General features: G+C 69.0%; 21 protein-coding genes and 1 riboswitch. Of the genes, 13 read left to right on the top strand and 8 right to left on the bottom strand.

All coding sequences use genetic code 11. The annotated features are described in order from the left end of the window. Positions 1-65: 65 nt before the first annotated feature. The 4 genes from Q9R39_RS05480 (at position 66) to Q9R39_RS05465 (ending at position 5,184) form a co-directional block, all read left to right on the top strand. Complete coding sequence (locus Q9R39_RS05480; protein ID WP_065629888.1) at positions 66-1,091, top strand: Rv2578c family radical SAM protein; 1,026 nt, start codon at positions 66-68, stop codon at positions 1,089-1,091. Between the two features lie 258 nt (positions 1,092-1,349). Continuing rightward, positions 1,350-2,198, top strand: a complete 849-nt coding sequence (locus Q9R39_RS05475; RefSeq protein WP_211538171.1) for a hypothetical protein — start codon at positions 1,350-1,352, stop codon at positions 2,196-2,198. Then, complete coding sequence (locus Q9R39_RS05470; protein WP_211538170.1) at positions 2,198-3,871, top strand: DNA polymerase Y family protein; 1,674 nt, start codon at positions 2,198-2,200, stop codon at positions 3,869-3,871. Before Q9R39_RS05475 ends, Q9R39_RS05470 begins: the two co-directional genes overlap by 1 nt. A gap of 83 nt (positions 3,872-3,954) precedes the next feature. After that, the gene (locus Q9R39_RS05465; protein WP_211538169.1) at positions 3,955-5,184 is read left to right on the top strand and encodes a UPF0158 family protein; all 1,230 of its coding nucleotides are present in this window, start codon (positions 3,955-3,957) and stop codon (positions 5,182-5,184) included. A gap of 1 nt (position 5,185) precedes the next feature. Here Q9R39_RS05465 and Q9R39_RS05460 read toward each other — a convergent pair whose 3' ends face one another. The 3 genes from Q9R39_RS05460 to Q9R39_RS05450 all read right to left on the bottom strand — a co-directional run bounded on the left by Q9R39_RS05460 (position 5,186) and on the right by Q9R39_RS05450 (position 10,296). Continuing rightward, positions 5,186-6,268: an alanine racemase gene (locus tag Q9R39_RS05460; RefSeq protein WP_211538168.1), complete on the bottom strand. Its 1,083-nt coding sequence runs from the start codon at positions 6,266-6,268 to the stop codon at positions 5,186-5,188. Continuing rightward, positions 6,265-8,208, bottom strand: coding sequence for an SDR family oxidoreductase (locus Q9R39_RS05455; RefSeq protein ID WP_211538167.1), 1,944 nt, complete (start codon positions 8,206-8,208; stop codon positions 6,265-6,267). The genes Q9R39_RS05460 and Q9R39_RS05455 overlap by 4 nt, the downstream gene beginning before the upstream one ends. 156 nt (positions 8,209-8,364) lie before the next feature. Next, positions 8,365-10,296 (bottom strand): heavy metal translocating P-type ATPase, encoded by a 1,932-nt coding sequence (locus Q9R39_RS05450; RefSeq protein ID WP_311277186.1) that lies wholly within the window; start codon positions 10,294-10,296, stop codon positions 8,365-8,367. A gap of 296 nt (positions 10,297-10,592) precedes the next feature. Here Q9R39_RS05450 and Q9R39_RS05445 point away from each other — a divergent pair, with 296 nt between their 5' ends. The 4 genes from Q9R39_RS05445 to Q9R39_RS05430 all read left to right on the top strand — a co-directional run bounded on the left by Q9R39_RS05445 (position 10,593) and on the right by Q9R39_RS05430 (position 15,406). After that, positions 10,593-10,955 (top strand): metalloregulator ArsR/SmtB family transcription factor, encoded by a 363-nt coding sequence (locus Q9R39_RS05445; RefSeq protein WP_065630702.1) that lies wholly within the window; start codon positions 10,593-10,595, stop codon positions 10,953-10,955. A 24-nt stretch (positions 10,956-10,979) separates the two neighbouring features. Continuing rightward, positions 10,980-11,780 carry an enoyl-CoA hydratase gene (locus Q9R39_RS05440; protein WP_065630703.1) on the top strand — a complete coding sequence of 267 codons (801 nt, stop codon included), beginning with the start codon at positions 10,980-10,982 and terminating at the stop codon, positions 11,778-11,780. A gap of 47 nt (positions 11,781-11,827) precedes the next feature. Continuing rightward, a complete protein-coding gene (locus tag Q9R39_RS05435) occupies positions 11,828-15,115 on the top strand; it encodes an error-prone DNA polymerase (RefSeq protein WP_065630704.1) in 3,288 nt (1,095 codons plus the stop codon). Positions 15,116-15,178: 63 nt separating this feature from the next. Continuing rightward, positions 15,179-15,406, top strand: coding sequence for a DUF167 domain-containing protein (locus Q9R39_RS05430; RefSeq protein ID WP_065630705.1), 228 nt, complete (start codon positions 15,179-15,181; stop codon positions 15,404-15,406). Here Q9R39_RS05430 and Q9R39_RS05425 read toward each other — a convergent pair whose 3' ends face one another. Next, positions 15,407-15,871, bottom strand: coding sequence for a tRNA (cytidine(34)-2'-O)-methyltransferase (locus Q9R39_RS05425; protein WP_058250672.1), 465 nt, complete (start codon positions 15,869-15,871; stop codon positions 15,407-15,409). A 54-nt stretch (positions 15,872-15,925) separates the two neighbouring features. Beyond that, positions 15,926-16,858 (bottom strand): serine/threonine dehydratase, encoded by a 933-nt coding sequence (locus Q9R39_RS05420; protein ID WP_396275644.1) that lies wholly within the window; start codon positions 16,856-16,858, stop codon positions 15,926-15,928. 40 nt (positions 16,859-16,898) lie between these two features. Between Q9R39_RS05420 and Q9R39_RS05415 the strand changes: the two genes are divergently transcribed. The 3 genes from Q9R39_RS05415 (at position 16,899) to Q9R39_RS05405 (ending at position 19,882) form a co-directional block, all read left to right on the top strand. Continuing rightward, entirely contained in the window at positions 16,899-17,774 is an 876-nt protein-coding gene (locus tag Q9R39_RS05415) for a bifunctional methylenetetrahydrofolate dehydrogenase/methenyltetrahydrofolate cyclohydrolase (protein WP_311277184.1), read from the top strand. Between the two features lie 101 nt (positions 17,775-17,875). After that, the gene (locus Q9R39_RS05410; protein WP_068971771.1) at positions 17,876-18,148 is read left to right on the top strand and encodes a DUF3017 domain-containing protein; all 273 of its coding nucleotides are present in this window, start codon (positions 17,876-17,878) and stop codon (positions 18,146-18,148) included. Between the two features lie 168 nt (positions 18,149-18,316). After that, entirely contained in the window at positions 18,317-19,882 is a 1,566-nt protein-coding gene (locus tag Q9R39_RS05405) for an Hsp70 family protein (RefSeq protein WP_311277183.1), read from the top strand. Positions 19,883-19,904: 22 nt separating this feature from the next. Here the strand turns inward: Q9R39_RS05405 and Q9R39_RS05400 are convergent, their stop codons facing one another. Both Q9R39_RS05400 and Q9R39_RS05395 read right to left on the bottom strand, forming a co-directional pair. Further along, positions 19,905-21,059: a homoserine O-acetyltransferase gene (locus Q9R39_RS05400; protein WP_058250670.1), complete on the bottom strand. Its 1,155-nt coding sequence runs from the start codon at positions 21,057-21,059 to the stop codon at positions 19,905-19,907. 16 nt (positions 21,060-21,075) lie between these two features. Then, positions 21,076-22,410, bottom strand: coding sequence for a bifunctional o-acetylhomoserine/o-acetylserine sulfhydrylase (locus tag Q9R39_RS05395; RefSeq protein WP_065630708.1), 1,335 nt, complete (start codon positions 22,408-22,410; stop codon positions 21,076-21,078). A gap of 62 nt (positions 22,411-22,472) precedes the next feature. Continuing rightward, positions 22,473-22,593, bottom strand: a riboswitch (SAM riboswitch). 268 nt (positions 22,594-22,861) lie between these two features. On the opposite strand from Q9R39_RS05395, the gene Q9R39_RS05390 reads away from it, so the two are divergent. Together Q9R39_RS05390 and Q9R39_RS05385 are read left to right on the top strand one after the other, a co-directional pair. Next, on the top strand, positions 22,862-24,562 hold the full coding sequence (locus Q9R39_RS05390) for a cutinase family protein (protein WP_311277182.1): 1,701 nt from the start codon (positions 22,862-22,864) through the stop codon (positions 24,560-24,562). A 91-nt stretch (positions 24,563-24,653) separates the two neighbouring features. Beyond that, positions 24,654-25,943 carry an MFS transporter gene (locus tag Q9R39_RS05385; RefSeq protein WP_311277181.1) on the top strand — a complete coding sequence of 430 codons (1,290 nt, stop codon included), beginning with the start codon at positions 24,654-24,656 and terminating at the stop codon, positions 25,941-25,943. 78 nt (positions 25,944-26,021) lie between these two features. Here Q9R39_RS05385 and bfr read toward each other — a convergent pair whose 3' ends face one another. Further along, positions 26,022-26,507, bottom strand: coding sequence for a bacterioferritin (gene bfr, locus Q9R39_RS05380; RefSeq protein WP_311277180.1), 486 nt, complete (start codon positions 26,505-26,507; stop codon positions 26,022-26,024). Positions 26,508-26,593: the final 86 nt, after the last annotated feature.

Raw genomic sequence — 26,593 nt, 5'->3', positions numbered from 1 at the left:
CGGCGAGGTCGACGCCGCGGGCACCGCACTTGACAGCCATCTCGTACGTATGTTCGACTCCCATCATGCGATGGTCGGATCAGGCGGTCGAGGTCGACGACGGGTCGCTCCCGGGGCTGAGCCGCTCGGGTCTGGTGCGGTCGGTGCGTACGCCCGATTTCGAGGGTGTCACATTCCACGAGGTACTGGCCAAGAGTGCGCTCAACCGCGTGCCGGAGGCCTCGCAGCTCCCGTTCCAGTTCACGGTCAACACCTTTCGTGGGTGCACGCATGCCTGCCGCTACTGTTTCGCCCGTCCGACGCACGAGTATCTCGACCTCGACGCGGGCACCGATTTCGACACCCAGGTCGTGGTGAAGCTCAACGTCGCGGCAGTGCTGCGCAAGGAGCTCAAGCGCCGGTCGTGGACCCGGGAGACGGTGGCGCTGGGCACCAACACGGACCCGTATCAGCGTGCCGAGGGGCGGTACCGACTCATGCCCGGCGTGATCTCCGCGCTCGCCGAGTCCCGGACGCCGTTCTCCATCCTGACCAAGGGCACCTTGATCCGTCGGGATCTTCCGCTGTTGCGTCAGGCTGCGGGGGAGGTCTCGGTCAGCGTCGGGATCTCGCTGGCGATCCTCGATCAGGACCTGCAGAAGAAGATCGAACCGGGGACGCCGTCGCCCCAGGCGCGGCTGTCGGTGATCCGCGATCTCGCCGACGCCGGCATCGCGCCGCACGTGATGGTGGCCCCCGTCATCCCGTACCTCACGGATTCGACCGCGCATCTCGACTCGTTGCTAGAGGCCCTCGCCGAGGCGGGCGCGTCGGGTGTGACCGCGTTCCCGATGCATCTGCGCTCCTCGACCAAGCCGTGGTTCCTCGAGTGGCTGGCGGGGGAGCATCCGGCGCTCATCCGCCGGTACCGGGGGCTCTACGGGCGTGGCGCCTATGTCACCCCGGAGTACTCCTCGTGGCTGCGTGACCGGATGAAGCCGCTCGTGCACCGGCATGGCCTGGCCGGTTCCGGCGGTCTCCGGCAATCGGGTCCCGACTCGCCGGCGACGGTGGCCGCGCCCGAGTTGCAGCACGCCCTCACCCTGTTCTGACCCGTGCCGTCCTGACCGCGCCCGCTGAGCTGGGCGGATTCGACGTGGATACGAAAATCCTATGCTGCGCAACGGCTTTCGGCTTCAGTTGACGCTTGTCGGTGGTTGGTTCTACTCTCGAACAATCGAAACAGTGTTCGAATGATCGGCGGACGAGGGGCCTCCCTCGGGATCGTTCGGGAACTGTGTCGAGAACCCTGATGGCGCGCACCTTCCCGGCTCGTCGAGAACTACTCATGTCGACTGGAGGGTGCCGGAATGGATGTCTCTGCTGGTGTGGCCGTGACCGATGCCGTGACCGATACGGCGGCCGGTGGCCGGGCCGACGAGCTGGCGGGTCTGCGCCGGCGGATGGCGGCCATGTCCGGTCGGCCCGACCAGCGGGTGGTCGAGGTCCGAGACCGGTCGGTGGGTGTCCTCCCCGTGCCGGAATCGTTGTCGGATATCTTGCCGCACAACGGCATTCCGCGAGGTTCGGTGGCCCGGCTCGACGGCGCCCGTTCGGTGCTGATCGCGATGATCGCTTCGGTGACCCGTGCGGGTGGACAGGTGGGGATCGTCGGGTTGCCCCGGTTGAGTCTGCTGCCCGCGGCGGAGATGGGCGCCGACCTGTCCCGCATCGCCACCATCCCCGATCCCGGTCCCGACCCGGTCGAGGTGGCAGCGGTGCTGCTCGACGGTATGGACCTGGTGATCCTGGACCTGGGGAGCGGCGGCGAGGGGGCCCGCCCGCGGAACGAGATGGTGACCCCCTCGCGTGCCCGGGTGGTCATGGGCCGCGTGCGCAAGCAGTCGTCGGTGCTGCTGGTGACCGGTGGTGCATGGCCGGGTGCGCAACTGGCCATCGAGGCCCGTGTCCTCACCTACCGGCACAGTCCGGTCCTGCCCGGCCGGTCTGCTCCCGCCTCCCGCGCGGCCGGTCTCGACTCCGCACGCAGCGGCTACGGCCGCATCGGCGGGATGCGGCTGCAGGTCACGGTGTCGGGTCGCGGCCGGCAATCCGAGAGCACCGAGGTCGAACTCCGGGCGACGGGCCACGGTGCCGATCGCACGGTCGAGATGGTCGCGGCGACGACCGTCTCCCCGGTGCTCGCGGTGGCGAACTGATGCCCTCCGGAGAGCCGGGGTCCCGGCGTATCCTCGCGCTCTGGTGCCCGGACTGGCCGGCGATGGCCGCGGCGGCCGAGGCGGATCTGCCCCCGCTGCATCCGGTCGCGGTGCTGTCGGCGAATCGGGTGGTGGCCTGTTCGGCCTCGGCACGGGCCGCCGGTGTGCGGCGGGGAATGCGGAAGCGACAGGCGCAGGCGGCGTGCACGGAGATGACCGTGGTCGCCGCCGACGAGAACCGGGACGGACGGCTGTTCGAACCGGTGGTCGCCGCGGTCGCCGAGGTGATCCCCGCCCTCGAAGTGCTCCGGCCGGGTCTCCTGGTGATCGCCGGCGACCGTGCCGCCCGCTACTTCGGCGGGATGGAGGCCCTCGCGGAGGAGCTCGTCGACGTGGTGTCGGCGTGCGGCATCGAGTCGCAGGTCGGCATCGCCGACGAGATCTTCACCGCCGTCCTCGCCGCCCGGCACGGACATCAGGTGGAGCCCGGGGGTGACCGGGAGTACCTCGCCGGCCGCCCCGTCGCCGACCTCGCCGTCGAACCCAGCATGAGCGATCCGTCCCGTGCCGATCTCGTGGAGTTGCTGCGCCGGCTGGGGATCGGCACGATCGGCGCCTTCGCCGACATGTCCGTCACCGACGTCGCCACCCGGTTCGCCCGGGATGCGGTCGTCGCGCACCGGCTGGCCAATGCGGTGCCGGGGCGTGTCCCGTCGTCACGTGGTGTGCCGGCCGAACTCGACGTCGACCACACCTGCGACCCGCCGGTCGACCGCATCGACGTCGCGGCGTTCATCGGTCGCACCCTCGCCGACGTGCTGCACCGACGCCTGCGTGATGCCGCGGTGGCCTGCACGCGACTCACCATCATCGCGACCACCGAACGCGGACAACAGCATTCGCGGACCTGGCGATGTGCCCAACCGCTGACGCCGGAGACAACCGCGGATCGTATCCGATGGCAACTCGAGGGGTGGCTGACCGGCGCGGCGCGGCCCACCTCCCCGCGGGTCGAGCCGCGCGCAGCGAGGAGCAGTGCCCGACCCGACTCGCCGATCGTCCGGCTGCGGCTCGAACCGGTCGAGGTCGTCGAGGCCGGGGCCCTGCACTATCAGCTCACCGACGATCTCTCCCGTGGCGGGCTGGCCGGTGAACCGGATGTGGAGGAGCGCGCCCGGCGTTCGCTGGTGCGGATACAGGGGCTGCTGGGCGGGGATGCGGTCCGTATTCCCGTGCTGAGCGGTGGTCGTGGACCCGCCGAACGGATCACCATGGTCTCACTGGGCGACGAGCCGGTGCCGCGCCGGGATCCGTCGGCGCCATGGCCCGGACGCCTGCCACAACCCAGCCCGACGGTGCTGGTGGAGACCGCGATCCACGTGCTCGACGCCGTCGGGCAACCGGTGAAGGTGACCGATCGCGGGGCCTTCACCGCCGAACCGGTGACCGTCGCGCTGGCCTCGTCCCGGGCGCGCCGGTCGAGTTGGGGTCTGTGCTGGTGGGCCGGGCCGTGGCCGGTCGGAGGCGCCGACCGGCCCGCCGGGGCCTCGGTGCCGACCGGAGCCGCCGAGACCGGACTGACCGCGCGGGCGCAGGTGCTGCTCGACGATTCGCGCGCCCTGCTGCTGTGCTACCGCGCCGGGGAGTGGATCGTCGAAGGTGTCTACGAGTGACTGCGTCCCGCGGAGTGGCCTTCGGGAAGAAACGCCGCGACCGAAAGCGTGCGCGTTCGCCTCGAAGATGCCACTCTCGACGCATGGCACGTACCTGGTTGTCGGTCACCGTGGAATTGCTCGGTGGTCGTGGAATCGATTTGTGGCCCTGGCCCGGAAGGGTTTTCGCGGTCGGGCCGGCGCACACGTTCAAGGATCTGGCGACCGCCATCGATGACGCGTTCGCTCGATGGGATCGTTCCCATCTGTCACTGTTCACCCTGGACGACGGCCGGGTCGTCGCCGACGCCGCGCTCGGTTCCGACCTGGCCGGTGGTATCGGCGGCCCGATCTCCGAGCCCGTGGACATCGCCACGGCCAAGGTCGCCGCGTTCGCAGCGACCGGCTCCGAGTTCCAGTACACCTTCGATCTCGGCGACGGGTGGACCCATCGGTGCGTCGTGGGGGATCTGAAGGTCGACCCGGTGGACGTGTTGGGCATCAAGCCGAAAGCGCCGTTGCCGTACTTCGGGTGGGGTGACATCCCGGATCAGTACGGTCGACGGACGGCCGATGGGGACGACGACACGCCACCACGCCCCACCGTTCCTCATCCGATGCTCGTCGGACAGTGGCCCGCGCAGAAGGAGATACGTGAACTCGATCTGGGCGAGGTACGCGGGTCGATCGCGTCGTCGGATGCCGATCGTTTCCTGGATGCCGTCATCGGATGCGATCTGCACGACGCACTCCAGCAGGTCGGCCCCGGGGTACCGATGGCACTGCAGAAGCGCCGCGAGCGAGCCGAACCGGTGGCCGTGTCGATCGTCGAACAACTCAACCGACGGGGAGAGGCCGGCGACGCCGAACTCGCCGAGGAACTGCTCGCGAGCCTGCGCGGGGAACCCGCGCCGGGACGGCCGATCGCGGTGGATCTCGAGATGCTCAGCGACGAGATGGAGGGTGATCCGAACCGGTCAACCGGCGGACTCATCGACCTGAGCACCGGCTTCGTGTACAACGACGAGATGCTCGACCCGGGCGTGCTCGATGAGGAGATCGACGTCGAGGAGGACCCGGACCGCTGGCTGCGCTTCGACTGCATCGGTTCGCGCGACAGCTGGCGGGACATGGCCGATTTCGCCACGCGCACCACTGATCCCGACCTGCGAAACCGTCTGGAGCGCGCGATAGAGGGACGAGGTGCGTTCCGCAGGTTCCGGGACGTCGTCCACGAAGCGGGTGTGAGTCAGCAGTGGTACGCGTTCTCCACCGACCGCAAGTTCGGACGGGCACGCAAATTCCTGGTCCGGCAAGGAATCCGACCCGTCTGACTCAGCTGTTGCGCCCCCGCGCGATGACCGGCCACCGGCTGTCCGAGCCGTCGGTCGCCACCAGTTCGTCGACGAGATTGACCGCGGTGCAGACGTGGTTGGGCACCGCCCGGATCACGTCGCCCAACCGGGGGGCCGACGTCGATTCCGCCGGGAACTCCACCACCGCATGATGTTCGGACAACTGCACGACGCGGGCGTCGGGGTGATCGAGGAGGCGTCCGTGGCCGGTCGCCCAGGCGGCTCGGTCGGCGCCGAGGATCTTGCTGCCCGCGTCGACGACGATCCGTCCGGGTTCGCTCCGTACCACGGTCGCCACCGCAGTCAGTGCGACGTCGTCGAATCCGCAGGTGCCGATCTCGACCTGCTGGGCGTCGTTGAGGGGATACACGCCCGGACGGATCTCGGTGAGCACGCCCGCATACGCGGGGTCGCCGACGAATTCGACGGTGGGTGTGGACCCGCCGCTACGCACCCGCGGATCGATGCCCTGCGCTCGGAGACTCTCCGCCGCCGTACGCAGTGCCGCCACCTCCTGTTCCGCGGCCCGCCGGCGGGTGTCGCCGACGCCGTAGCCGTGGCCGGGAAAGGTGAAGACGCCGACGACGTCGAGCCCCGCTGACACGCCCGCCACCGCAACGCCTCCGGCGTCCCCTGGCACGGCCCCGGTGCGGTGTTGTCCGGAGTCGACCTCGACGAGCGCCTCGATCCGCTGCCCGCCGAGCAGCGCCCCGAGATGCCGTGCGCCCTCCGCCGAGTCGACACCCACCCGTAGCGACACCCGGTCTGCAAGGGCGCGCAACCGGGCGGCTTTCGCCGGGGTCGGCCAGATGGGATAGGCGATGAAGATGTCGGTGCACGAGGTGATGTCGGCGGCGTCGGCGAAGGCCTCGGCCTCGCCGATGGTGGCCACCGCCAGCCCCGTGGCACCGGAATGGATCTGCATCCGCGCGATCTCGGCGCATTTGTGGGTCTTCGCATGCGGCCGGAAGTCGACGCCCGCCGATCGCGCGCGGTCGGCGAGCACCGCGAGGTTGCGCGTCATGCGGTCGACGTCGACCTCGAGATACGGGGTGTCGATCACGCGTCCCGCCCGCCGGCGTCACGATCCGAACGGCCCAGCGCCGCCGCCGATTCGCCGAAGACCAGGTACTCCTGGTGCAGGATGCGAGTGGTCAGTCCGGGGGTGACGCGGTGCCCGATCTCGACGACGAGCCCGACCAGCGAGTCGACGCGCTTGGGTCGATCGATGATCGCGTGCAGCACGCGCGCCGCGGCCCGGTCGACGTTCCAGGTCCCGGGCTGGTTGTCGTAGGCCTCGGTGGGCGCGATCATCCGCGTCTTCACGAGGGGGAGACGGACATTGGAGAAGGTCACGTGGTCGGAAACCGTCTCGGTACCGGTGACGTCGCTGAAGGCCTCCAAGGCGGCCTTCGACGCCGCGTAGGCACCGAACCGCGGGCCACGCGACTGCACCGCGATCGAGGTCACGTTCACCACATGACCCGCCTGCCGGGCGATCATGTGCGGCAGCAGTCCGAGGACGAGGTTCACCGCGCCGAAGTAGTTGACCGCCATCACCCGGTGGTAGTCGTGAGACCGATCCACCGAGTTGACCGTGGCACGACGGATCGACCGGCCGGCATTGTTGACCAGGACGTCCACGTGACCGTGCGCGGCCAGCACGGTCTTGACGAGCGCATGGACCGATTCCTCGTCGGTGATGTCGCACTGGTATGCGGTCACCTGACCGGGCGGGATGCCCTTCTTGCTCGTCGTCGAGTTCAACTCCTCGGTCGCCGACTCGAGTTCGTCGGCGTTGCGGGCGACGATGAGGACGTTGGCCCCGCGTGCGACACACATCCGTGCGGTGGCCTTGCCGATTCCGCTCGACCCGCCGGTGATCAGGACGTTCTTGCCGACGAGCGGCCCGCGCGGATCGGTGCGCCGGTTGCGCGACCGGTCGAGGTGTCGTGACCAGTAGGTCCACAGGCGCGGGGCGTAGTCGGCGAAGGCGGGCACGGTGATGCCGAGGTCACCCAGGACCGCCACGGTGGTGTCGGCGCGGAAGTCGACCGGCAGCGTCACCGCGTCGAGTACTGCCCCGGGGATGCCCTGCTGAGCGGCGACGAGGTTGCGTCCGACGCGCGCGACCCCCATGCCGGACAACGTCATCACCGGTTCCACCGCAGCCCGTGGGATGGCGTCGAACCCCTTCGGCGCGTTGAACGCCGGTGCCAGCGCGTTGTACATCTCGGTGGTGGTGAGCGACTTCGGGTCGCTGAGATGGAACACCAGTCCGCTGCGCGTGGGGTTCACGCCGAGGAGGGCGACCATCGCGGCGGCGACGTAGTCGACCGGCACGATGTTGAGCGTCCCGAGATCGGGCATCGGCAGTCGCAGCATGGAGGGCAGTCGGCCGAGCGTCGCGAGGTGGCCGAAGAAGTAGTAGGGACCGTCGATCTTGTCCATCTCGCCGGTGCGCGAGTCGCCGACCACGATCGACGGCCGGTATATGCGCCAGCGGAGTCCCTCACGTTCGCGCACAACGCGTTCGGCCTCGAACTTGGTGCGATGGTAGGGAGTCGGAAAGCCCTGTCCGACTTCGAAGTCCATTTCGGTGAAACGCCCGCGGTGATCACCGGCCACGGCGATCGAGGAGACGTGGTGGAACAGCGCATCGTGCGCGATCGCGAAGTCGGCGGCGCGCGAGGTCCCGGCGACGTTGGCGGCGCGCTGTGATTCCGCGTCGGCGGCCATGTCGTAGATCGCCGCGAGGTGGATGACGTGATCGATCGCGGGGACGGTGTCCGGTGCGATACCGAGTCCGGGTGCGGTCAGGTCGCCGACCACGGGGGTGACGCGGTCGCCCGCGTCGAGGTCGTCGAGCATGGCGACGAACGCGGAGCGCGAGGTCTCACGTACCAGTGCGTGGATGGTGGCGTCGGGAGCGACGGTCAGGAGGCGTTCGAGTACGCGTCGCCCGATGAACCCGCTGCCCCCGGTGATGAAGTAGCTCGTCATGGATGAGATCCCATCAGATGGGCGGGCCGACGGCCCGCTGGCTGTCCACGGCCCGCGGGCCGCGGATCTGTCTGGTACTCAGGGTGACACTAACTTGCGGTGATGGCAACGACTACGCGCGCGGCGTCGCGCGCCCGAATGCGTCGACCGTGCGCCTCAAGTCTTCGATTGTGCGCCCCGAGGGCCTGACCAGGCCGACTTCCGCAACAGGCGGGCGCCGTTGAGGGCGACGAGCACGGTCGAACCCTCGTGCCCGGCCACGGCCAGGGGAAGTGGCAGGGTGCCGATGAGATCCCAGGTCACGAGGGTGAGGATCACGGTGGCGGCGATGCACAGATTGGCGATGACGTAACGGCGGGCGAGGCGGGACAGCCGTATCAGTGCGGGGACCGCGGTGAGGTCGTCACGCACGATGATCGCGTCGGCGGTCTGGACCGCGAGGTCCGCACCGCGACGACCCATCGCGATGCCGGTCCCCGCCGCCATGAGTGCCGGTGCGTCGTTGATGCCGTCGCCGACCACGAGCACGTGTCCCTCGATCTCGCCGACGATCCGGACCTTGTCCTCCGGCAGCAGGTCGGCGTGTACCTCGCGGATTCCGGTCCGGTCGGCGACGTCCGCGGCGACCGATGGCCGGTCGCCGGTCAGCAGCAGGACCGAACCCGACGTGACGTCGCCGATCAGCCGCACCGCCTCGGCGGCGTCGTCCCGCAGGCGATCGACGAGTTCGATCCGGCCGATCTCCCGTCCGTCGACGAGAACGCCGACCATCGTCCCGGTCGAACCGGCGACGGTGCGCTCGACGGTGACGCGGCGCCCGCCGACCGCACCCGTCACCCCGCGCCCGGGAAGTGCCCGGAAATTGTCCACTGCCCCGACGCGCAGTCCGCGGTCGGCGGCGGCGGTCACGATCGCGCGACCGAGGGGATGCTCACTGGGGTACTCGACCGCGGCGGCCAGCGCCAACACCTGGAACGGGTCGTGACCGTCGAACGCCGTCACGTCGACGACCTGCGGGCGTCCCTCGGTGAGGGTGCCGGTCTTGTCGAACGCGACGACCGAGGTCCGTCCCACCGACTCCATCACCGCGGCGGACTTGACCAGGACGCCGTGCCGACCGGCATTGGCGATCGACGCGAGCAGCGGCGGCATCGTCGACAGGACGACGGCGCAAGGCGAGGCGACGATCATGAACACGATGGCACGAAGCAGCGCCTCGTCGAATGTGTTGCCGAACAACATCATCGGGACGCCCAGCACCAGGAGGGTGGCGACGACGACGATGACGGAGTACGTCTGCTCGACCTTCTCGATGAAGAGCTGGGTCGGCGCCTTCGTCTCGGATGCCTCGGCGACGAGCGTCGCGATGCGGGCGATCACCGACTCCGACGCCGGACGGGCGACCTCGACGATCAGCGCGCCGGTGCCATTGACGGTGCCGGACAGCACGTCGTCGCCCGCCGCCCGCACGATCGGGACCGACTCGCCGGTCACGGCCTGCTGGTCGACCTCGCTGCGGCCGTCGACGACGACGCCGTCGGCGCCCACCCGTTCGCCCGGACGGACGAGGATGCGCTGGCCGACTTCGAGTTCGCGGCAGTCGATCTCGCGTGTCGTGCCGTCGGGCGCATACAGGGTGGCCCGTTCGGGGGCCAGTCCGAGCAGGGCGGTCACCGAATCGGCGGTGCGCTGGGTGACGACGACCTCCAGCGCGCCCGAGGTCGCGAAGATCACGATCAGCAGCGCGCCGTCGAAGACCTGCCCGATCGACGCGGCGGCGACGGCGGCGACGATCATCAGCAGATCGACGTCGAGTCGTCGTTCCCGCAGTTCCTGCAGGCCCGATCGGGTCGGTTCCCATCCGCCGGCCAGATAGCACGCGAGATATGCGGTCCACCAGGACCATTCGGGCGCCTGGCAGATCTGGAGCAGCCAACCCGCGAGGAACAGTGCCAGCGCGAGGCCCGCCCAGCGCACCTCGGGTAGCCGAAGTCCGGTCCGGACGATCGACGGCGGGGTGCTCCCGCGGTCTGCTCCCGTAAGCGTCGAGTCGCGGGCCGTTCGTTCCGTCGTCTCCGCCGTACCCATCGTGTCTCCCATCTGTCGTCGGCCCTTCTGCTGGTTGAGCCGGCACCGAGCGCGAGCGAGGCGCCGAGTCGAAGCCACTTGCCGGCAGCCGCCCTCCTGCTGGTTGAGCCGGCACCGAGCGCGAGCGAGGCGCCGAGTCGAAGCCAATTGCCGACAGCCGCCCTCCTGCTGGTTGAGCCGGCACCGAGCGCGAGCGAGGCGCCGAGTCGAAGCCACTCGCCGACAACCACCTCTCAGACAGTAACAGTTCATATGAAGAGGTTTTCATGTGAGGTCCGGCCGGTAGCATCCGCTGCATGGGACACGGCATCGATGAAGGGATGCGGCCGGCTGCGCGGCTCGATCCGGAATCGGCCGTGCACGTCGCCACCACTCTGCAGGCGCTGGCGACCCCGAGCCGGCTGCTCATCCTCACCAAGTTGCGGTCCGGACCGCGTTCGGTGACCGATCTCGCCGACGCCGTCGGCATGGAGCAGTCCGCGGTCTCCCATCAGCTCCGGTTGCTCCGCAACCTCGGGCTGGTCACCGGCACCCGGTCGGGTCGGTCGATCAGTTACAGCCTCTATGACAGCCATGTCGCCCAGCTGCTCGACGAGGCGGTCTACCACAGCGAACACTTGCGGCTCGGGCTCGCCGAGCGTCCGCAATCGGCGGGTTGATCCGACGTCACCGAAAGGCATCGCATGACCAGTGACCACACGGCCACGTCGGGAGAACCGCTTCTGCTGATCGAGCAATCCGGACGGGTGCGGACGTTGGTCCTCAACCGTCCGGAGGTCCGGAATGCGCTCAGCTCCGGCCTGATCGAGGCTCTCCGTACCGAATTGGAGAACGCGGACCGGGCCGATGACGTCGACGTCGTCATCCTCACCGGCGCGGGCTCGGCATTCTGCGCCGGCCTGGACCTGGCCGAGTTGGGCTCGTCGACCGAGAGCGCTCGACTGCTCGATCATGCGGACGTACCTGTCGGGCATCCGTGGCGCCCCATCTCGAAGCCGATCATCGGCGCCGTCAACGGTGTCGCCGCCACCGGTGGTCTGGAGTTCGCCCTCGCGTGCGATGTCCTGATCGCGTCCGAACGGGCCCGCTTCGTCGACACCCACTCGCGGGTCGGGGTGTTGCCGGGCTGGGGTCTGACGTCCCGATTGCCGGAAGCGGTCGGCCGGGGTTTCGCGCGCCGCATGAGTTTGTCCGGGGAGTTCGTCGATGCTCAGACGGCGCTGCGGGTCGGTTTGGTGACCGAGGTGGTGGCCCACGATCAGCTGATGGCCGCGGCGATGGAACTCGCGGTGTCCATGGCCGGGAGTGACCAGCTCGCGGTGCGGACCATGCTCGACTCGTATCGACGTGCCGAGCAGCATCTCGTCGGCCCAGCGCTCGACGTGGAGAACGACATGTCGGTCGAGTGGATGGCAGGTTTCGACCCCGCTCGGGTGGCCGATCGTCGGTCCGGCATTGTCGAGCGGGGCCGGGCCAACAGCTGAGTCCTCCCCGGCTGTTGCATCGAACTTGTGTTCGATAAGCTTGGCGGGTGGGCTGGGATCAAGGACCACCGACGTGGTCGGAGATGGAACGGGTGCTCGCCGGCCGAGCGCCCGGCAGTGCCGACCGGCCCGGCACCGAGTTCGGTCCCGACCTCAGCGAATGGGCGCCGTTCCCCGGGGATGGCGGCGACAGTCCGGCCTGGTCGCGCAAACGCGGCGCCTATCAGGCCGAGGACATCGCGCGCGGCTCGTCGGCGGTGCCCTACGCCGAACTGCACGCCCACAGTTCGTACAGCTTCCTCGATGGTGCGTCGATGCCGGAGGAGCTGGTGGAGGAGGCGCAACGGCTCGGACTCCGCGCACTGGCCGTCACCGATCACGACGGGTTCTACGGCATCGTGCGCTTCGCCGAGGCGGCCCGTGAGTTCGGCATGCCGACCGTCTTCGGTGCTGAGCTGTCACTGGAACCCGACATCGCGCGGACGGGTCAGAACGATCCACCGGGCGAGCATCTGCTGGTCCTCGCCCGGGACGGTGAGGGCTACCGCCGTCTGTCACGGACCATCGCCGAGGCGCACATGGTCGCAGGGGAGAAGGGTCTGCTCCGCTACGACCGCGAAGCGCTCGCCGCGGCCGGCGGCGGGCACTGGCTCATCCTCACCGGATGCCGGAAGGGTGCCCTCCGACGCGCCCTCGACCGCGGCGGCGTCCCGGCCGCCGAGCAGGCGCTGCGAGAACTGATCGAGACCTACGGCCACGACAACATCGTCGTCGAGCTGACCGCGCAGGGCATGGCCGACGACGACGAACGCAACGCGGTGCTCGCCGGCCTCGCCGCCGGGGCGGGCGTGCCGACCGTGGCCACCACCGGCGCCCACTTCGCCGCGCCCCGGCGCCGACGGCTGGCGATGGCGATGGCCGCCGTCCGGGCCCGCACCGACATCGACACCATCTCCGGGTGGATGCCCGGCGTCGCCGGATCACATCTGCGCAGCGGCGACGAGATGGCGCGGCTGCTGCCCGCACATCCCGATGCCATCGACAACGCGGTGGGCATCGCCGCGGACTGCGCATTCCACCTGGGCCTCATCGCACCGCAGTTGCCACCCTTCGACGTCCCCGACGGGTACACCGAGGCGAGTTGGTTGCGCGAACTCACCATGACCCGGGCACGCCGCCGGTACGGCACCCCCGCCGAACATCCGCAGGCCTACCGGCAGATCGAGCACGAGCTCGCCATCATCGAGACGCTCACGTTCCCCGGCTACTTCCTGGTGGTCGCCGACATCGTCGACTACTGCAAGGCCAACGACATCCTGTGCCAGGGCCGGGGGAGTGCGGCCAACTCGGCCGTCTGTTACGCCCTCGGGATCACCAACGTCGACCCGGTCGCCAACACGCTGCTCTTCGAACGGTTCCTGGCCCCCGAGCGCGACGGCCCGCCCGACATCGACATCGACATCGAGTCCGACCGACGCGAGGAGGCCATCCAGTACGTCTACCGCCGCTACACCCGGGAGCGCAGCGCGCAGGTCGCCAACGTCATCACCTACCGGGGGAAGTCGGCGATCCGGGACATGGCCCGGGCGCTCGGGTACGCGCCCGGCCAGCAGGACGCCTGGGCCAAGATGCCCGACACCGCTCCCGCCGACGTCGCCGAACTCGCCGGTGAGATCCTCGGAATGCCAAGGCATCTGGGTATCCACTCCGGCGGCATGGTGATCTGCGACCGGCCGATCGCCGATGTCTGCCCCACGGAGTGGGCGCGGATGGAGAACCGCAGCGTGCTGCAGTGGGACAAGGACGACTGCGCCGCCATCGGGCTGGTCAAATTCGACATGCTGGGTCTCGGCATGCTCTCCGCGCTGCACTATGCGATCGACCTGGTCGCCGAACACAAGGGGATAGACGTCGACCTCGCCACCCTCGACCTCGCTGAACCCGCTGTGTACGAGATGCTCTGTCGCGCCGACTCGGTCGGCGTGTTCCAGGTGGAGTCCCGTGCGCAGATGGCCACCCTCCCGCGGCTGAAACCGCGCTGCTTCTACGATCTCGTCGTCGAGGTGGCCCTGATCCGGCCCGGCCCCATCCAGGGCGGCTCGGTGCATCCGTTCATCAAACGGCGCAACGGGGAAGAGCCGGTGACGGTCGAGCATCCGTCGATGAGCAGGGCGCTCGAACGCACCCTGGGGGTGCCGCTGTTCCAGGAGCAGCTGATGCAGTTGGCCGTCGACGTGGCCGGATTCGACGCCTCCGAGGCCGACCAGTTGCGCCGGGCGATGGGTTCCAAACGGTCGCCGGAGAAGATGGAACGCCTGCGGCAACGTTTCTACGAGGGCATGGAGAACCTGCACGGCATCACCGGGGACACCGCCGACCGCATCTTCGAGAAGATGGCCGCGTTCGCCAATTTCGGCTTCCCGGAGAGTCATTCGCAGAGCTTCGCGTCGCTGGTGTTCTATTCGTCGTGGTTCAAGCTGCATCACCCGGCGGCGTTCTGCGCCGCGCTGCTACGGGCGCAACCGATGGGTTTCTACTCACCGCAGACCCTGGTGGCCGACGCCCGACGGCACGGTGTCGCGGTCCATCGCCCCGACATCAATGCCTCACTCGCGCACGCCACCCTGGAGAACGAGGGTCTCGATGTCCGGTTGGGTCTCGACGGGGTGCGCGGCGTCGGGGAGGAGGCGGCGCAGCGCATCGTCGACCGTCGGTCCGACGGTCCCTACCTCGACATCACCGATCTCTCCCGGCGCGCCCGGTTGACGACCAAGGAACTCGAGGGGCTCGCCGGCGCCGGCGCCTTCGACGGGTTCGGCCTCAGCCGGCGTCAGGCCCTGTGGGAGGCCGGGGCCGCCGCGACGGTGCGCGACGATCAGCTGGCCCTGGAATCGGCGCAGGCGACCCCCACGCTTCCGGGTCTCTCCGACGTCGAGCTGGCGGCCACCGACGCCTGGGCCACCGGGATCACCCCCACGTCGTATCCGACGCAGTTCCTGCGTCCCCGGCTCGACGCGATGGGTGTGCTGGCCGCTGATCGCCTGCTGTCGGTGCCCGACGGTTCGCGCGTGTTGGTCGGTGGCGCGGTGACCCATCGGCAGCGTCCCGCCACCGCGTCCGGGGTGACCTTCATCAACCTCGAGGACGAGACCGGGATGGTCAACGTGGTGTGTTCGGTCGGTTTGTGGGCGCGGTACCGTGTACTCGCTCAGACGGCACCCGCTCTGCTGATCCGCGGCCGGGTGCAGAACGCCGAAGGCGCTGTGACCGTCGTCGCAGATCGACTGCAGCGCATGGATCTTCGGGTGGGGAGCAGATCCCGGGACTGGCAGTAGTCCTCCGGCGGACGCGCCGGGATGTCCGAGCCGGATCGGTGTTCACGAAGAACAGGAAGAGTCATGCCGCAACAGGTCGTGGTGACCGTCAAACCGAAGAGCAGCAAGGGCCCGTTGGTCGAGACGGGTCCCGGCGGCGCGATCACCGTCTACGTCCGCGAGCCGGCCACCGATGGCCGGGCGAACAAGGCCGTCTCCGAACTGCTCGCCGCCCACCTCGGGGTCCCGAAGAGCAAGATCGCGCTCATCGGCGGTGCCACGGCACGCACCAAGCGCTACCGCGTCGGCTGATCAGACCGCGCCGGCGAAACCGTGCTGCCGCCACGCCTCGTAGACGACGATGCTCGCGGCGTTGGCGAGGTTGTGGGAACGACGTCCGGCGAGCATCGGGATGCGGACGCGGTCGGTCACCTCGGGTTCGTCGAGGACCTCCGCCGGTAGCCCGGTCGGCTCGGGGCCGAACAGCAACACGTCGCCCGGCTGGTAGTCGACGTCGGTGTGGTAGCGCTCGGCATGGGCGGTGAACGCGAAGACCCGTTCCGGCTTCAGCGTCGTCCAGGCGGTCACCAGGTTCGGATGCACGGTGACATTGGCCATCTCGTGGTAGTCGAGTCCCGCGCGCTTCACCTGTGCGTCGGACATCGAGAACCCCAGCGGTTCGATGAGGTGCAGTTCGCACCCTGTGTTGGCGGCCAGCCGGATCGCGTTGCCGGTGTTCGGCGGGATGCACGGCTGGTAGAACATGATTCGGAACATGATGGTGCCAGCGTAGTCGGTGACGACCGTCGCAGATGCGCGCGATCGCGCCGGTCACACGGCGAGCGCGGTGTTGGCCCCGCAAAGCACGATGCACAGCGTCGAATCGGGTTGCGGCCGAACAGCTCCCGAGACCACACCGGCGACCGCGGTGGCGGTGCCGTGTTCGACGAGGATGCGGTGGGTGTCCCAGAGCATCCGTCGCGCCGCGATGATCTGCTCGTCGGTCACCAGGACGCTGCCGACCGCCGGGTTCCCGGCGACGGCGTTCCAGCAGAGCTGGCCGACGCTGGTGGCGCCGAGCGAGTCCGCGGCGATGCTCTCGAGCTCGACGGGTACGGGAGCTCTCGCGGCGAGGGCCTGATGCAGACACGACGCACCGAGTGGTTCGACGCCGACGATGCGGTCGCCCGGGCGCAGCGTCGCCGTGAGGCCCGCCAGCAGGCCGCCACCACCGACACAGACAACCGTGGTGAGCGATCCGGGCACGTCGTCGGTGATCTCGAGACCGATGGTGCCGGCGCCCGCGACGACATCGGGAAGATCGTAGGCGTGCAGCGCGAGCGCGCCGGTCTGCTCCGCCAGCGCGACGGCGGCGTCGGCGGCCTCGGAATAACGCCGTCCGATGAGGTGGACGCGCGCTCCCGCGGCGCGCAGCGCGTCGATCTTGACCGGCGGCGCGGTCTCGGGGATCACCACGGTGACCGGCACGCCGACGATCCGCGCGGCGATCGTCGCGCCGATCGCGGCGTTGCCGCCGGAGGCGACGAGCACGCCGGCGTCGGTCAGCAACCCCTGGTCACGGGCGTGCAGCGTGGCCCACAGACTGCCGCGCGGTTTGAAGCACCCGCCGAGCTGGGTGTACTCGAGTTTGAGAACCACCTCGACCGGCCCGTCGACGGTGCCGATGGTCGTGCGCAGCGCCGGGGTGCGACGGAGGTGGGGTGCGATCGCCGCGCGGGCGAGGTCGACGTCGCTGCGCACCACGGTCACCGTTCCGACAGTAGCGCCGTGGAAGAATGTCGGCGTGACCGCGATACGACTCGATGGCAAGACCACACGCGACGAGATCTTCGCTGATCTGGCCGAGCGGGTGGAGAAGCTCAGGCTGGCGGGTATCACGCCGGGTCTGGGTACCGTTCTGGTCGGCGACGATCCGGGTTCGCACTCCTATGTCAAGGGAAAGCACGCTGATTGCGCCCAGATCGGCGTTGCCTCCATCCGCAAGGACCTGCCGGCCGATGCCACCACCGACCAGCTCAACGCGGCGATCGACGAGCTCAACGCCGATCCGGCCTGCACGGGCTACATCGTGCAGCTGCCGCTGCCCAGGCATCTCGACGAGAACGCCGCCCTCGAGCGGATCGACCCGCTGAAAGACGCCGACGGACTCCACCCGATCAACCTCGGGCGGTTGGTGCTGGGCAAGGAGTCGACGCTGCCCTGCACCCCGCGCGGGGTCATCCACCTCCTGCGACGCTACGACGTCCCGCTGGCCGGCGCCCGGGTCACGGTGGTCGGGCGCGGGGTCACCATCGGCCGGCCCATCGGGCTGCTCCTGACCCGCCGGAGCGAGAACGCGACGGTCACCCTGTGCCATACCGGTACCACCGACCTGGCGTCGGAGATCGAGCGCGCCGACATCGTGATCGCCGCGGCCGGCGTGCCGCACCTCATCACCGCGGACATGGTGAAGCCCGGCGCCGCGGTGGTCGACGTGGGCGTCAGCCGTACGGACGAGGGTCGTCTCGCCGGCGACGTTCATCCCGATGTCTGGGGGGTCGCGGGCCACGTCTCGCCGAACCCCGGTGGTGTGGGTCCGCTGACGCGGGCGTTCCTGCTGGTCAATGTGGTCGAACGCGCTGAGCAGATGCTCGCCTCGGGGAGTGGCAGCGACGCGTGACCCGAGAGGAGCACCAGAGTGAGTCCGCTCACTCCGAGTCGCCCGGCACCGCGGACGCCCGTCCCGGACACCGGGGGCGTCGTGCCGCCGACTCCTCCCGGTTGCGGGCGGTGCTCGTCCAGCTCCCGTACCTGCTGGTGATGTTGGGTGTGCTGGCCGCCGCGCTGCTCGTGATGTTCGATCGCTGGCGGCGTGGGTCCTTCGTCTTCGGGGCGGCTCTGCTCGTCGGAGCCGTACTCCGTGCCTTCATCCCCTCGTCGCAGGCAGGCCTGTTGCAGGTCAGGGGCAAATCGTTCGACGTGACGGCGATGGCCACGGTCGGCGGCGTGATGCTGTGGCTGGCGGCGTCGATCGACTCTTTGGGCACGGATTGATTACAATAGAGACCTGAGCGTGACCTGGCGGACCAGTCATGCGCTCAACCAGGCAATTTTCCGCTGCTCTGCGCAGACACACCGACCGCTGGAGTTTGTATCACCGCATCACCAACCGACGGCACCGTGAATGAAGTGACGTCCATGGGCGTGTCAGCAGGGGCTGGCATGATCCACTACGTCCTCTTGACGCGTGACGATCTCGGTCGCAGTGTGGTCGATTCCCGCGTCATCGACGTGGATCCCACCGACGGCCTCGACTCCGCCGGCCGGGTCAACGCCGGGATCGACGTGATGCTCACCGCCGCCCGCGAGACCGGGACGCGAGTGGGCCCGATCGGGGTCGCCGCACGCACGGGGAGCCAGCGTCGGCAGTTGCGTTCACGGGGCAGCGGACCCCGGCGTCAGGTCCGTCTCGCCGGCGAGGACGAGGCCGTGCTGGCCTACCTGACCGACACCGGCGAGATCGACCGTTTCTCGTCGGCCGTCGTCGTCGACTGCGGCGACACCGGCATGTCGCTCTACACCGTCGATCCCCGCGAGGGTCGCATCGGCGACGCCGAGCACTCGACCGTCCTGAGCGGTCGCCGTCTCGACCGGTCCATCGTCGACCAGCTGACCGCCGACAATCCCGTCCTGAGCGACGCCACGCGGACGCGGGCGGAGCGCAGCGAGTTGCGCAGCGCGTGCCGGACCGCGAAAGAAGAGATCGCCTACGGCGGCGTCGCGGCCGCCGAGTCGGTCGTCGCGGTCTCGGCGAACACCGGTCGTGTGGCGCTGTCCGCGACCCAGGTCGAGCAGGCGATCGCGCCGATGATCGGTGATGCGAAAGAGGTGTTCGCCCGCTATGTCGCGGCCGTCAGGTCACGCGGCGTCAGACCGGACGCGGTGGTGTTCATCGGCGGACTCGCCAACCTCCCCGCGGTGCGCGCGATCGCGTCAGAGCATGAGCTCGAGGTCGTGAACCCGACGGCGCCGGAGCTGGTCGTGGCCACCGGCGCAGCCTTGCTGGCCCTCCAGAGTTATTCGGGCGCAGCGCGTCTGGCGTTCATCGGGGGCAAGCCGCAGCGCGAGTGGCTTTCGGCGACCCCGATTGCGGTCGCCGGGGCGGTCATCGCGGCCACGCTGATGACGATCTACGCGGTGAGCTCGTCGTTCGCCGACCGTCCGGCCGTCGAGCCGCAGCCGTCGGTGAGCAGTGTGCCCCCCGCGGCGGCGACCAGCGAGGAGGAGCCGCCGTCCACCCCGCGGCCCACCTCCCAGCCGATCACCCGAATCCCGGCCGAACCCGTCGAGCCCACAGTTGTCACTCCCGTTCCGACGCAACGGCAAGCGCCCGAGACCGGCTGGAACGACCCGCCGGCATGGGCGACCACGGAGTTGCCGCCGACGCGGCCCTCGACAAGTACCAGCACCCGCACCCTCTCGCCGTTCCCGTGGCCGGACCTGACCTTCCCGCCCGGTTCGACACCGACGATCCCGCCGGACCTGCTCCCTCCGGGTCTGCGCCCGCCGAGTGCGGCGCCCACTCCGCCGCCGCCCACGTACTCGACGTCGACGTTGCGCTCCGCGCCCAGCGCCCCGCCGCGCCCGAGCAGTACCCGCGCGACCGGGTCGACTCAGATTCCGGGTGTACCCGAGCCCGCGAAATCCGTTGACGGGGAGTCGCGCTCACCGGTGACTCCGGTACCTCGGTCCGGCAGCCCGGTCCCGTCGGTCCCGGCGCCGCGCTGACGAGACGCCGCCGACAGGTCCGTCAGGCGTCGCGACGCGCGAGTTCGACCGTGCGCTTGAGTAGATCGCTGATGGCATCGAACTCGGTCAGGAATCCGTCGTGGCCGGTCTCGGAGTTGACGACCTGAAGTCCGCCGACGCAGTTGCCCAGCTCGTCGGCGAGTTCGACCTGTAGCCGGATCGGGTAGAGACGATCGGAGTCGATCCCCCCGACGATCACCGGAACGCGGCAATTGTTGAGCGCCTTGGCGACTCCGCCGCGACCACGGCCGACGTCGTGGTGGTTGAGGACCTCGGTGAGGACGACGTAGCTGGCCGGGTCGAAGCGGGACATCAGCTTCGACGCCTGGTGGTCGAGATAGCTTTGCACGGCGTAGCGCCCGCCGGTCAGGGGATTCTCGTCGCCCTGGGCGTCGTTGCCGAAGCGGGAGTCGAGCTCCGGTTCGCTGCGGTACATGAGATGGGCGATCCGGCGCGCGATCCCCATGCCCTGCAACGGAATGCGGCCGGTGCCGTGGTAGTCGCCGCCGCACCAGTCCGGGTCGGCCTTGATCGCGGCGATCTGTGCGGACTGGATACCGATCTGATCCGCGGTCGCGCGGGCGCCGACGGCGAGCACGAGGGCGCTGCGGACGCGGTCGGGGTACTCGATGGCCCACTCGAGCGCGCGGGCGCCGCCCATCGAACCGCCGAGAACCGCACCGACGCTGCGGATTCCGAGGCGGTCCAGCAGTGCCACCTCGGCACGGACCTGGTCGAGCACGGTGATCTGCGGGAAGCGTGAGCCCCAGGGCCGACCGTCGGGTGCGATGGAGCCCGGACCCGTCGAGCCCTTGCATCCGCCCAGGACGTTGGCGGAGATGACGCACCATTCGTCGGTGTCGATGGCCTGTCCCGGGCCGATCAGCCCGTCCCACCATCCGGCCGAGTCGTGGTCGGCGTCGGCGGGTCCGGTGACGTGCGAGTCGCCGGTCAATGCGTGGAGCGTGAGGATGACGTTGTCGCGGGACGGTGACAACGTCCCCCAGCGCTGGAACGCCAGGGTGACGTCGTCGATCCGTGCTCCGCTGTCGAGAGGCAACGAGCCGATGGGGATGCCGACGAGTTCCCCGTCCGGGAGGGTCTCCCAGTCGGGCTGATCAGATGCTGTCGCATTCAGGTCGATACTCACCGACAAAGCTGCCTCACCTGTTTCACTTGGCCGCCGCGAATCCCTGTTCGAGGTCGGCCAAGATGTCGTCGATTCCCTCGATGCCCACGGCGAGCCGGACCAGTCCCGGGGCCACGCCCGCGGCGAGCTGCTCCTCGGGGGTGAGCTGGCTGTGGGTGGTCGAGGCGGGGTGGATGACCAGCGACCGCACATCGCCGATGTTGGCGACGTGGCTGTGCAGGCTGAGCGCGTCCACGAACTTCTTGCCGGCGTCCACTCCGCCCTGGATCTCGAAGGCGATGATCGCACCCTGACCCTTCGGGGCCAATTCCTGACCGCGCTTGTACCAGGGCGAGGACTCGAGACCCGCGTAAGCCACGGACTCGACCTGCGGGTGTGCCTCGAGGAAGGCGGCGACCTTCTGCGCGTTGGCGACGTGGCGCTCGATGCGCAGACTCAGCGTCTCCAGGCCCTGTGCCAGAAGGAACGCGTTGAACGGGGAGATCGCCGCGCCGGTGTCGCGCAACCACTGCACACGTGCCTTGAGTGCGAACGCGGGCGCGCCCAGGTCGGCGAAGACGGCACCGTGGTAGCTCGGGTCCGGCGTGGTGAAACCGGGGAACAGATCCTTCCCGTCGCGCTGGACCCGCCAGTCGAACGTGCCGCCGTCGACGATGACGCCGCCGATCGCGGTGCCGTGACCGCCGATGTACTTCGTCGCCGAGTGCACGACGATGTCGGCGCCGTGGGCCAGCGGGCTGATCAGGTAGGGGGTGGCGACGGTGTTGTCGATGATGAGGGGTACGCCGTTGCGGTGCGCGACCTCCGCGATCCCCGAGATGTCGAGGATCTCGTTGTTGGGGTTGGAGATCGACTCACCGAAGAACGCGCGGGTGTTGTCCTTGACGGCGGCCTGCCACGACGCCGGGTCCTCGGGGTCCTCGACGAAGCTCACCTCGACCCCGAGTTTGGGCAGTGTGTAGTGGAAGAGGTTGTACGTGCCGCCGTAGAGGCGGGGGCTGGACACCACGTGCCCGCCGGTCTCGACGGCGTTGAGGATCGCGTAGGTCTCGGCGGCCTGGCCCGACGCGACGAGCAGCGCGGCGACGCCGCCTTCGAGCGCGGCGATCCGCTGCTCGACGGCATCCTGCGTGGGATTCATGATGCGTGTGTAGATGTTGCCCGGTTCGGCGAGCCCGAAGAGATTGGCCGCGTGCTGGGTGTCGTTGAAGACATACGACGTCGTCTGGTAGATCGGCAGCGCACGGGCGTTGGTCACCGCGTCCGCGGACTGCCCGACGTGGATCTGCTTCGTCTCGAAGCTCCAGTTCTCGCTGGGATCGTTGCTGTCGAGGGTGCCGTCAGGGACATCAGACATGGCGATTCATCACTTTCTACGGTCGGCAGGGCCAACTCGACCCTGTTGGGGTCCGACCTTCGGACCCGCGCTTGCCGGGGATCGCCACTGCGATCCCGCAACCCGGTCATCACCCGGAGCACCCCACCGCGGAAGGAGGGTTGCCGATCAGCCAGCCGGGGCTTCGCACTGATACTCATGACCTGGCGACAAGGATATAACACGGATGTGAGCGCCCGAGAACCGTCCCGGTCACGCCGCGCCCAACCCTTGAGAAGTGCACCGGAAGGGTGCCGGTGGCTGTCCTCCGACCGAGTGAAATCGGGTGTGGTCAGATACGAAACCACTGGTCAAGGTAGTTAGCGACGCTCAGCGTGCTGTCGGTTCCGCGATCGCGGATCTAGAGTTCGGGACAGCCCCGGCTGCACCGGAATGCTCCGCTCAGGTGGTCCGGGTTCGCACAGGAGCGCTCATGGCCGTGATGGCTCATCTCCGGACCCGACGCGTCGCTCTGTTGGCCGCCTCGATGTCGACGTTGTCGACCCTCGCCGCATTCGGCTTCACCGGGGTGGCGGCGGCGACAGCCGGCGGGCCCTCGTGCAGCGGTGCCGTCGTGGTGGTCGGGGGGACCGTCGACGCTGAGTCGCTATTGCTCGAGGGCGTCAAGGAGCGTTACCGCGAGCAGGGCTATGAGGTGATCAACGCGCCCTACCCGGCGACCATATGGCCGCTCGGAGCGACGGGGTACGACCGCAGTACCGAACAGGGGATCGCATCGACGGCGTCCGCGATCTCGTCGTATCGAGAAGCGTGCGGGTCCGAGGCGCCGGTGGTGGTGACGGGCTATTCGCAAGGGGCGCGCATCGCTGGAGACGTGCTCGCCGGTATCGGCAACGGCCGGAAGTTCGATGTCGCGAACACGCCCGACGATCCCAGCGACGACGTCGTGATCTCCGACGTCGGGGTGTCGGGCGAGCTGTATTCGGATCCGCGGCAGGCCGGTGACAAGACCGGGCGAGGTATCGAGTTGTCGCTGATCGGGATCATCCCGGGTCTGACCATGTCGGGGTCGCGTGGTGCCGACAGTACGGACGCCGGCTTCGGGACGGTCAGCGACCGGGTCGTGTCGGTGTGCATCGAGGGCGACCCGATCTGCGACCTGCCCGATCCCGTCTACGACCCGATCGGCGCCATCGACGGCATCCTCGGCTACCAGGTCAAGCATTTCCTGTATCCAGAGGAGATGTCGGGCAACCCGCTGCAGCCGGGATACACGTGGGCGAAACGTCCGGTCGAATGTGCGGACGGCGTCTGTATGGTCGCTGCGGACTCCGCACTCGCCGAACTCGTCCAGGGCTGGGCTCGCAACCTCGGCTACCAGGGCGCCATCGGCGATTTCTTGTCCGATCGACCGACCATCGGGCTTCCGTTCGGCATCGAACTGGCGAATCTGCAGCCGGTGGTCCGGCTGGTGCAGGGCTTGCTGCCGCCACTCCCACGTCTCGGGTACGGCGCATACCTACCCGACATCTTCGTCTTCGAGGACATCCTGCAGGGCATCGTCACCGCGACACCGGCTCGGTTCGTGCGCGGTGTCAGCGCCCTGGCTGCCAGCGTGCGCAGCATCGTCCTGCTGCCGGTCAACTTCGTCCGATACTGGGCGGGCGCGCTCATCGGGCCGGTGGCGTCGGAGGGCGGCGCCGTCACGATTCTCGCGGCGGACACGTCGCACCTGCGATCGTCCACGTTCGCGCGACTGGCGGCCGTACCCGACGAGTCCGTGGGGCCGGTCCGCGCTGACGAAGTGGGCGGGTCCGGCCCCTCGCCCGAGCCGTCGGCGGCCCGGGCTGCCGAACCGGATGCCACCGACCCGTCACCGGCCGAGCAGCCCCCGGTGGGCGACACGACCGACACGTCCTCGGGTGCCGACACGGGCGACGATGCCGAGACCGATACGCCCGACGCGGACCCCGCGCCTGCCCCGCCTCGAGACGACGACTCGCCGGCCGTCACCGATCCCTCGGGAAGCGATGTCGAGACGTCTGGAACCGACGGTCACGGGGGAGAGGACGGCGAGAGGGCTGGCTCGTCCGACACGGCTTCGGACCCGGACGGGTCTTCCCCAGACCTGTCCGAGCCCGACAGCGATGGGGGCTCCGAAGCCGGCGACTGACACCCCGCGCGATGCTCAGGACACTGCGCGTGTGAATGAACTCACCACCGGCTGAGGAATCAGCGCTGACGGGCGCGGGTTGGCATCAACCGTGCCTGATGCTCTCTCGACGACCGAAGCCCCGGCCGACCCCTCACTGACGGGTCCGTCCACCGCCGGGGAACTCCGCAGCCCCGCGCGGGCCGAATCGGCCGAGGTGTCCCGCCGGGTGCGTCGGTGGACGATCCTCGCCCTTGCGCTGGGTGGATTCGGGATCGGGACGACCGAGTTCGTCGCCATGGGCCTCCTGCCCAACATCGCCGGATCGCTCGGTGTCTCGGAACCGACTGCCGGACATGTCATCTCGGCCTACGCGATGGGTGTGGTGGTGGGTGCGCCGCTGATCGCGGCGCTCACCGCGCGGATGTCCCGTCGGACGCTTCTGATCGGCTTGATGGTGGCGTTCACGGTCGGCAACCTCGCGACCGTCCTCGCGCCGGATTACGGTCTGCTCCTGGTGGCGAGATTCGTCGCCGGCCTCCCGCACGGCGCCTACTTCGGTGTCGCGGCTCTGGTCGCCGCTCATCTGGCCGGCCCGCGCAACCGTGGCAAGGCCGTGGGACAGGTGATGCTCGGTCTGTCCGTCGCGAACGTCCTCGGCGTACCGGCGGCCGCCTGGCTCGGCGAGACGTTCGGCTGGCGGTCCGCGTTCGCGATCGTGGTCGTGATCGGAATCGCCACCGTCGTCGCGCTGATCCGGGTGCTTCCCACGCTCACCGGGATGAAGACCACCGACCCGCTCACCGAGCTCGGTGCACTCAAGCGGTCCCAGGTCTGGTTCACACTGGTCATCGGAACCGTCGGGTTCGGTGGGATGTTCGCGTTCTACACGTATCTCAACTCCGCGCTGACCACCGACACCCGGCTGTCGGTGTCGGTCGTGCCGTTCGCCCTGATGCTGTACGGACTGGGAATGGTGACCGGCAACTTCGTCGGCGGTTATGTCGCCGACCGCAGCGTGGCGGTGGCGATCCTCGGCGGACTCACCGCCACCGCACTCTCCCTCGGCGCTTTTGCGATGCTGGCCGAGAATGCTTGGGCAGCATTGATCCTCACCTACCTCGTGGCGCTCACGGGATCGATGATGCTACCCGCGCTGCAGACCAGGCTGATGGATGTGGCGGCCGATGCACAGACCCTGGCCGCGGCCCTGAACCATTCCGCGCTCAACATCGCCAACGCGGCCGGAGCGCTGCTCGGTGGCGTGGTGGTCAGTGCCGGCTACGGATACCTGGCGCCGTCGGTGGTCGGGGTGATGCTCGCGGTGGCGGGTATCGCGGTCACCGTCGTGGCCCTCGCGACCGCGCGGCGCCAGGCGCGGCACCAGCCCGTCGGGTCCTGAACGAGCGCGGCCGTCCTACCAACGACGAGGGCCGACCGGATAAGTCCGGTCGGCCCTCGTGTCGTCGAGTCGGTGAGATCAGCCGTTCGTGGGCGGTGTGGCGATCGTCTTCGACAGGTAGAGCTGCTCGCCGAGCTTGTTGATCAGCTCGAGTTGCGTCTCGAGATAGTCGATGTGTTCCTCTTCGTCGGCGAGGATCTGCTCCAAGAGGTTGGCGCTGGTGATATCGCCCTTGGACCGGCACATCGCAATTCCGGGGCGGAGTCGTTCCACCACCTCGACCTCGATCGACATGTCCGACTCGAACTGCTCCCGGATCGACTGCCCAATACGCAGCGGCAGCAGGCGCTGATAGTTGGGCAGGGCGTCGAGGAACAGGATGCGATCGGTCAGGACCTCGGCGTGAGTCATCTCCTCGATCGACTCGACCCGTGTCTTCGCGGCGATCTCGGTGAGACCCCAGCTCTGCTGCATCTTCGCGTGCAGGAAGTACTGGTTGATCGCGGTCAGCTCACTCGTGAGCTGTTCGTTGAGGAGGTCGATGACCTCGGGGTCGCCACGCATCTGTCCGCCTCCCATTTCCCGTGTGTGTCCGGTCGAACCGTAACACGACAAAACCCCCCGCGCGTCGTCTCGCGCGAGGTTCGTCG

Source organism: Gordonia sp. AC31, from assembly GCF_031844505.1.
In the GTDB taxonomy this organism is placed as follows: Bacteria; Actinomycetota; Actinomycetes; order Mycobacteriales; family Mycobacteriaceae; genus Gordonia; species Gordonia hongkongensis.
This window is presented reverse-complemented; position numbering and strand designations above follow the sequence as displayed.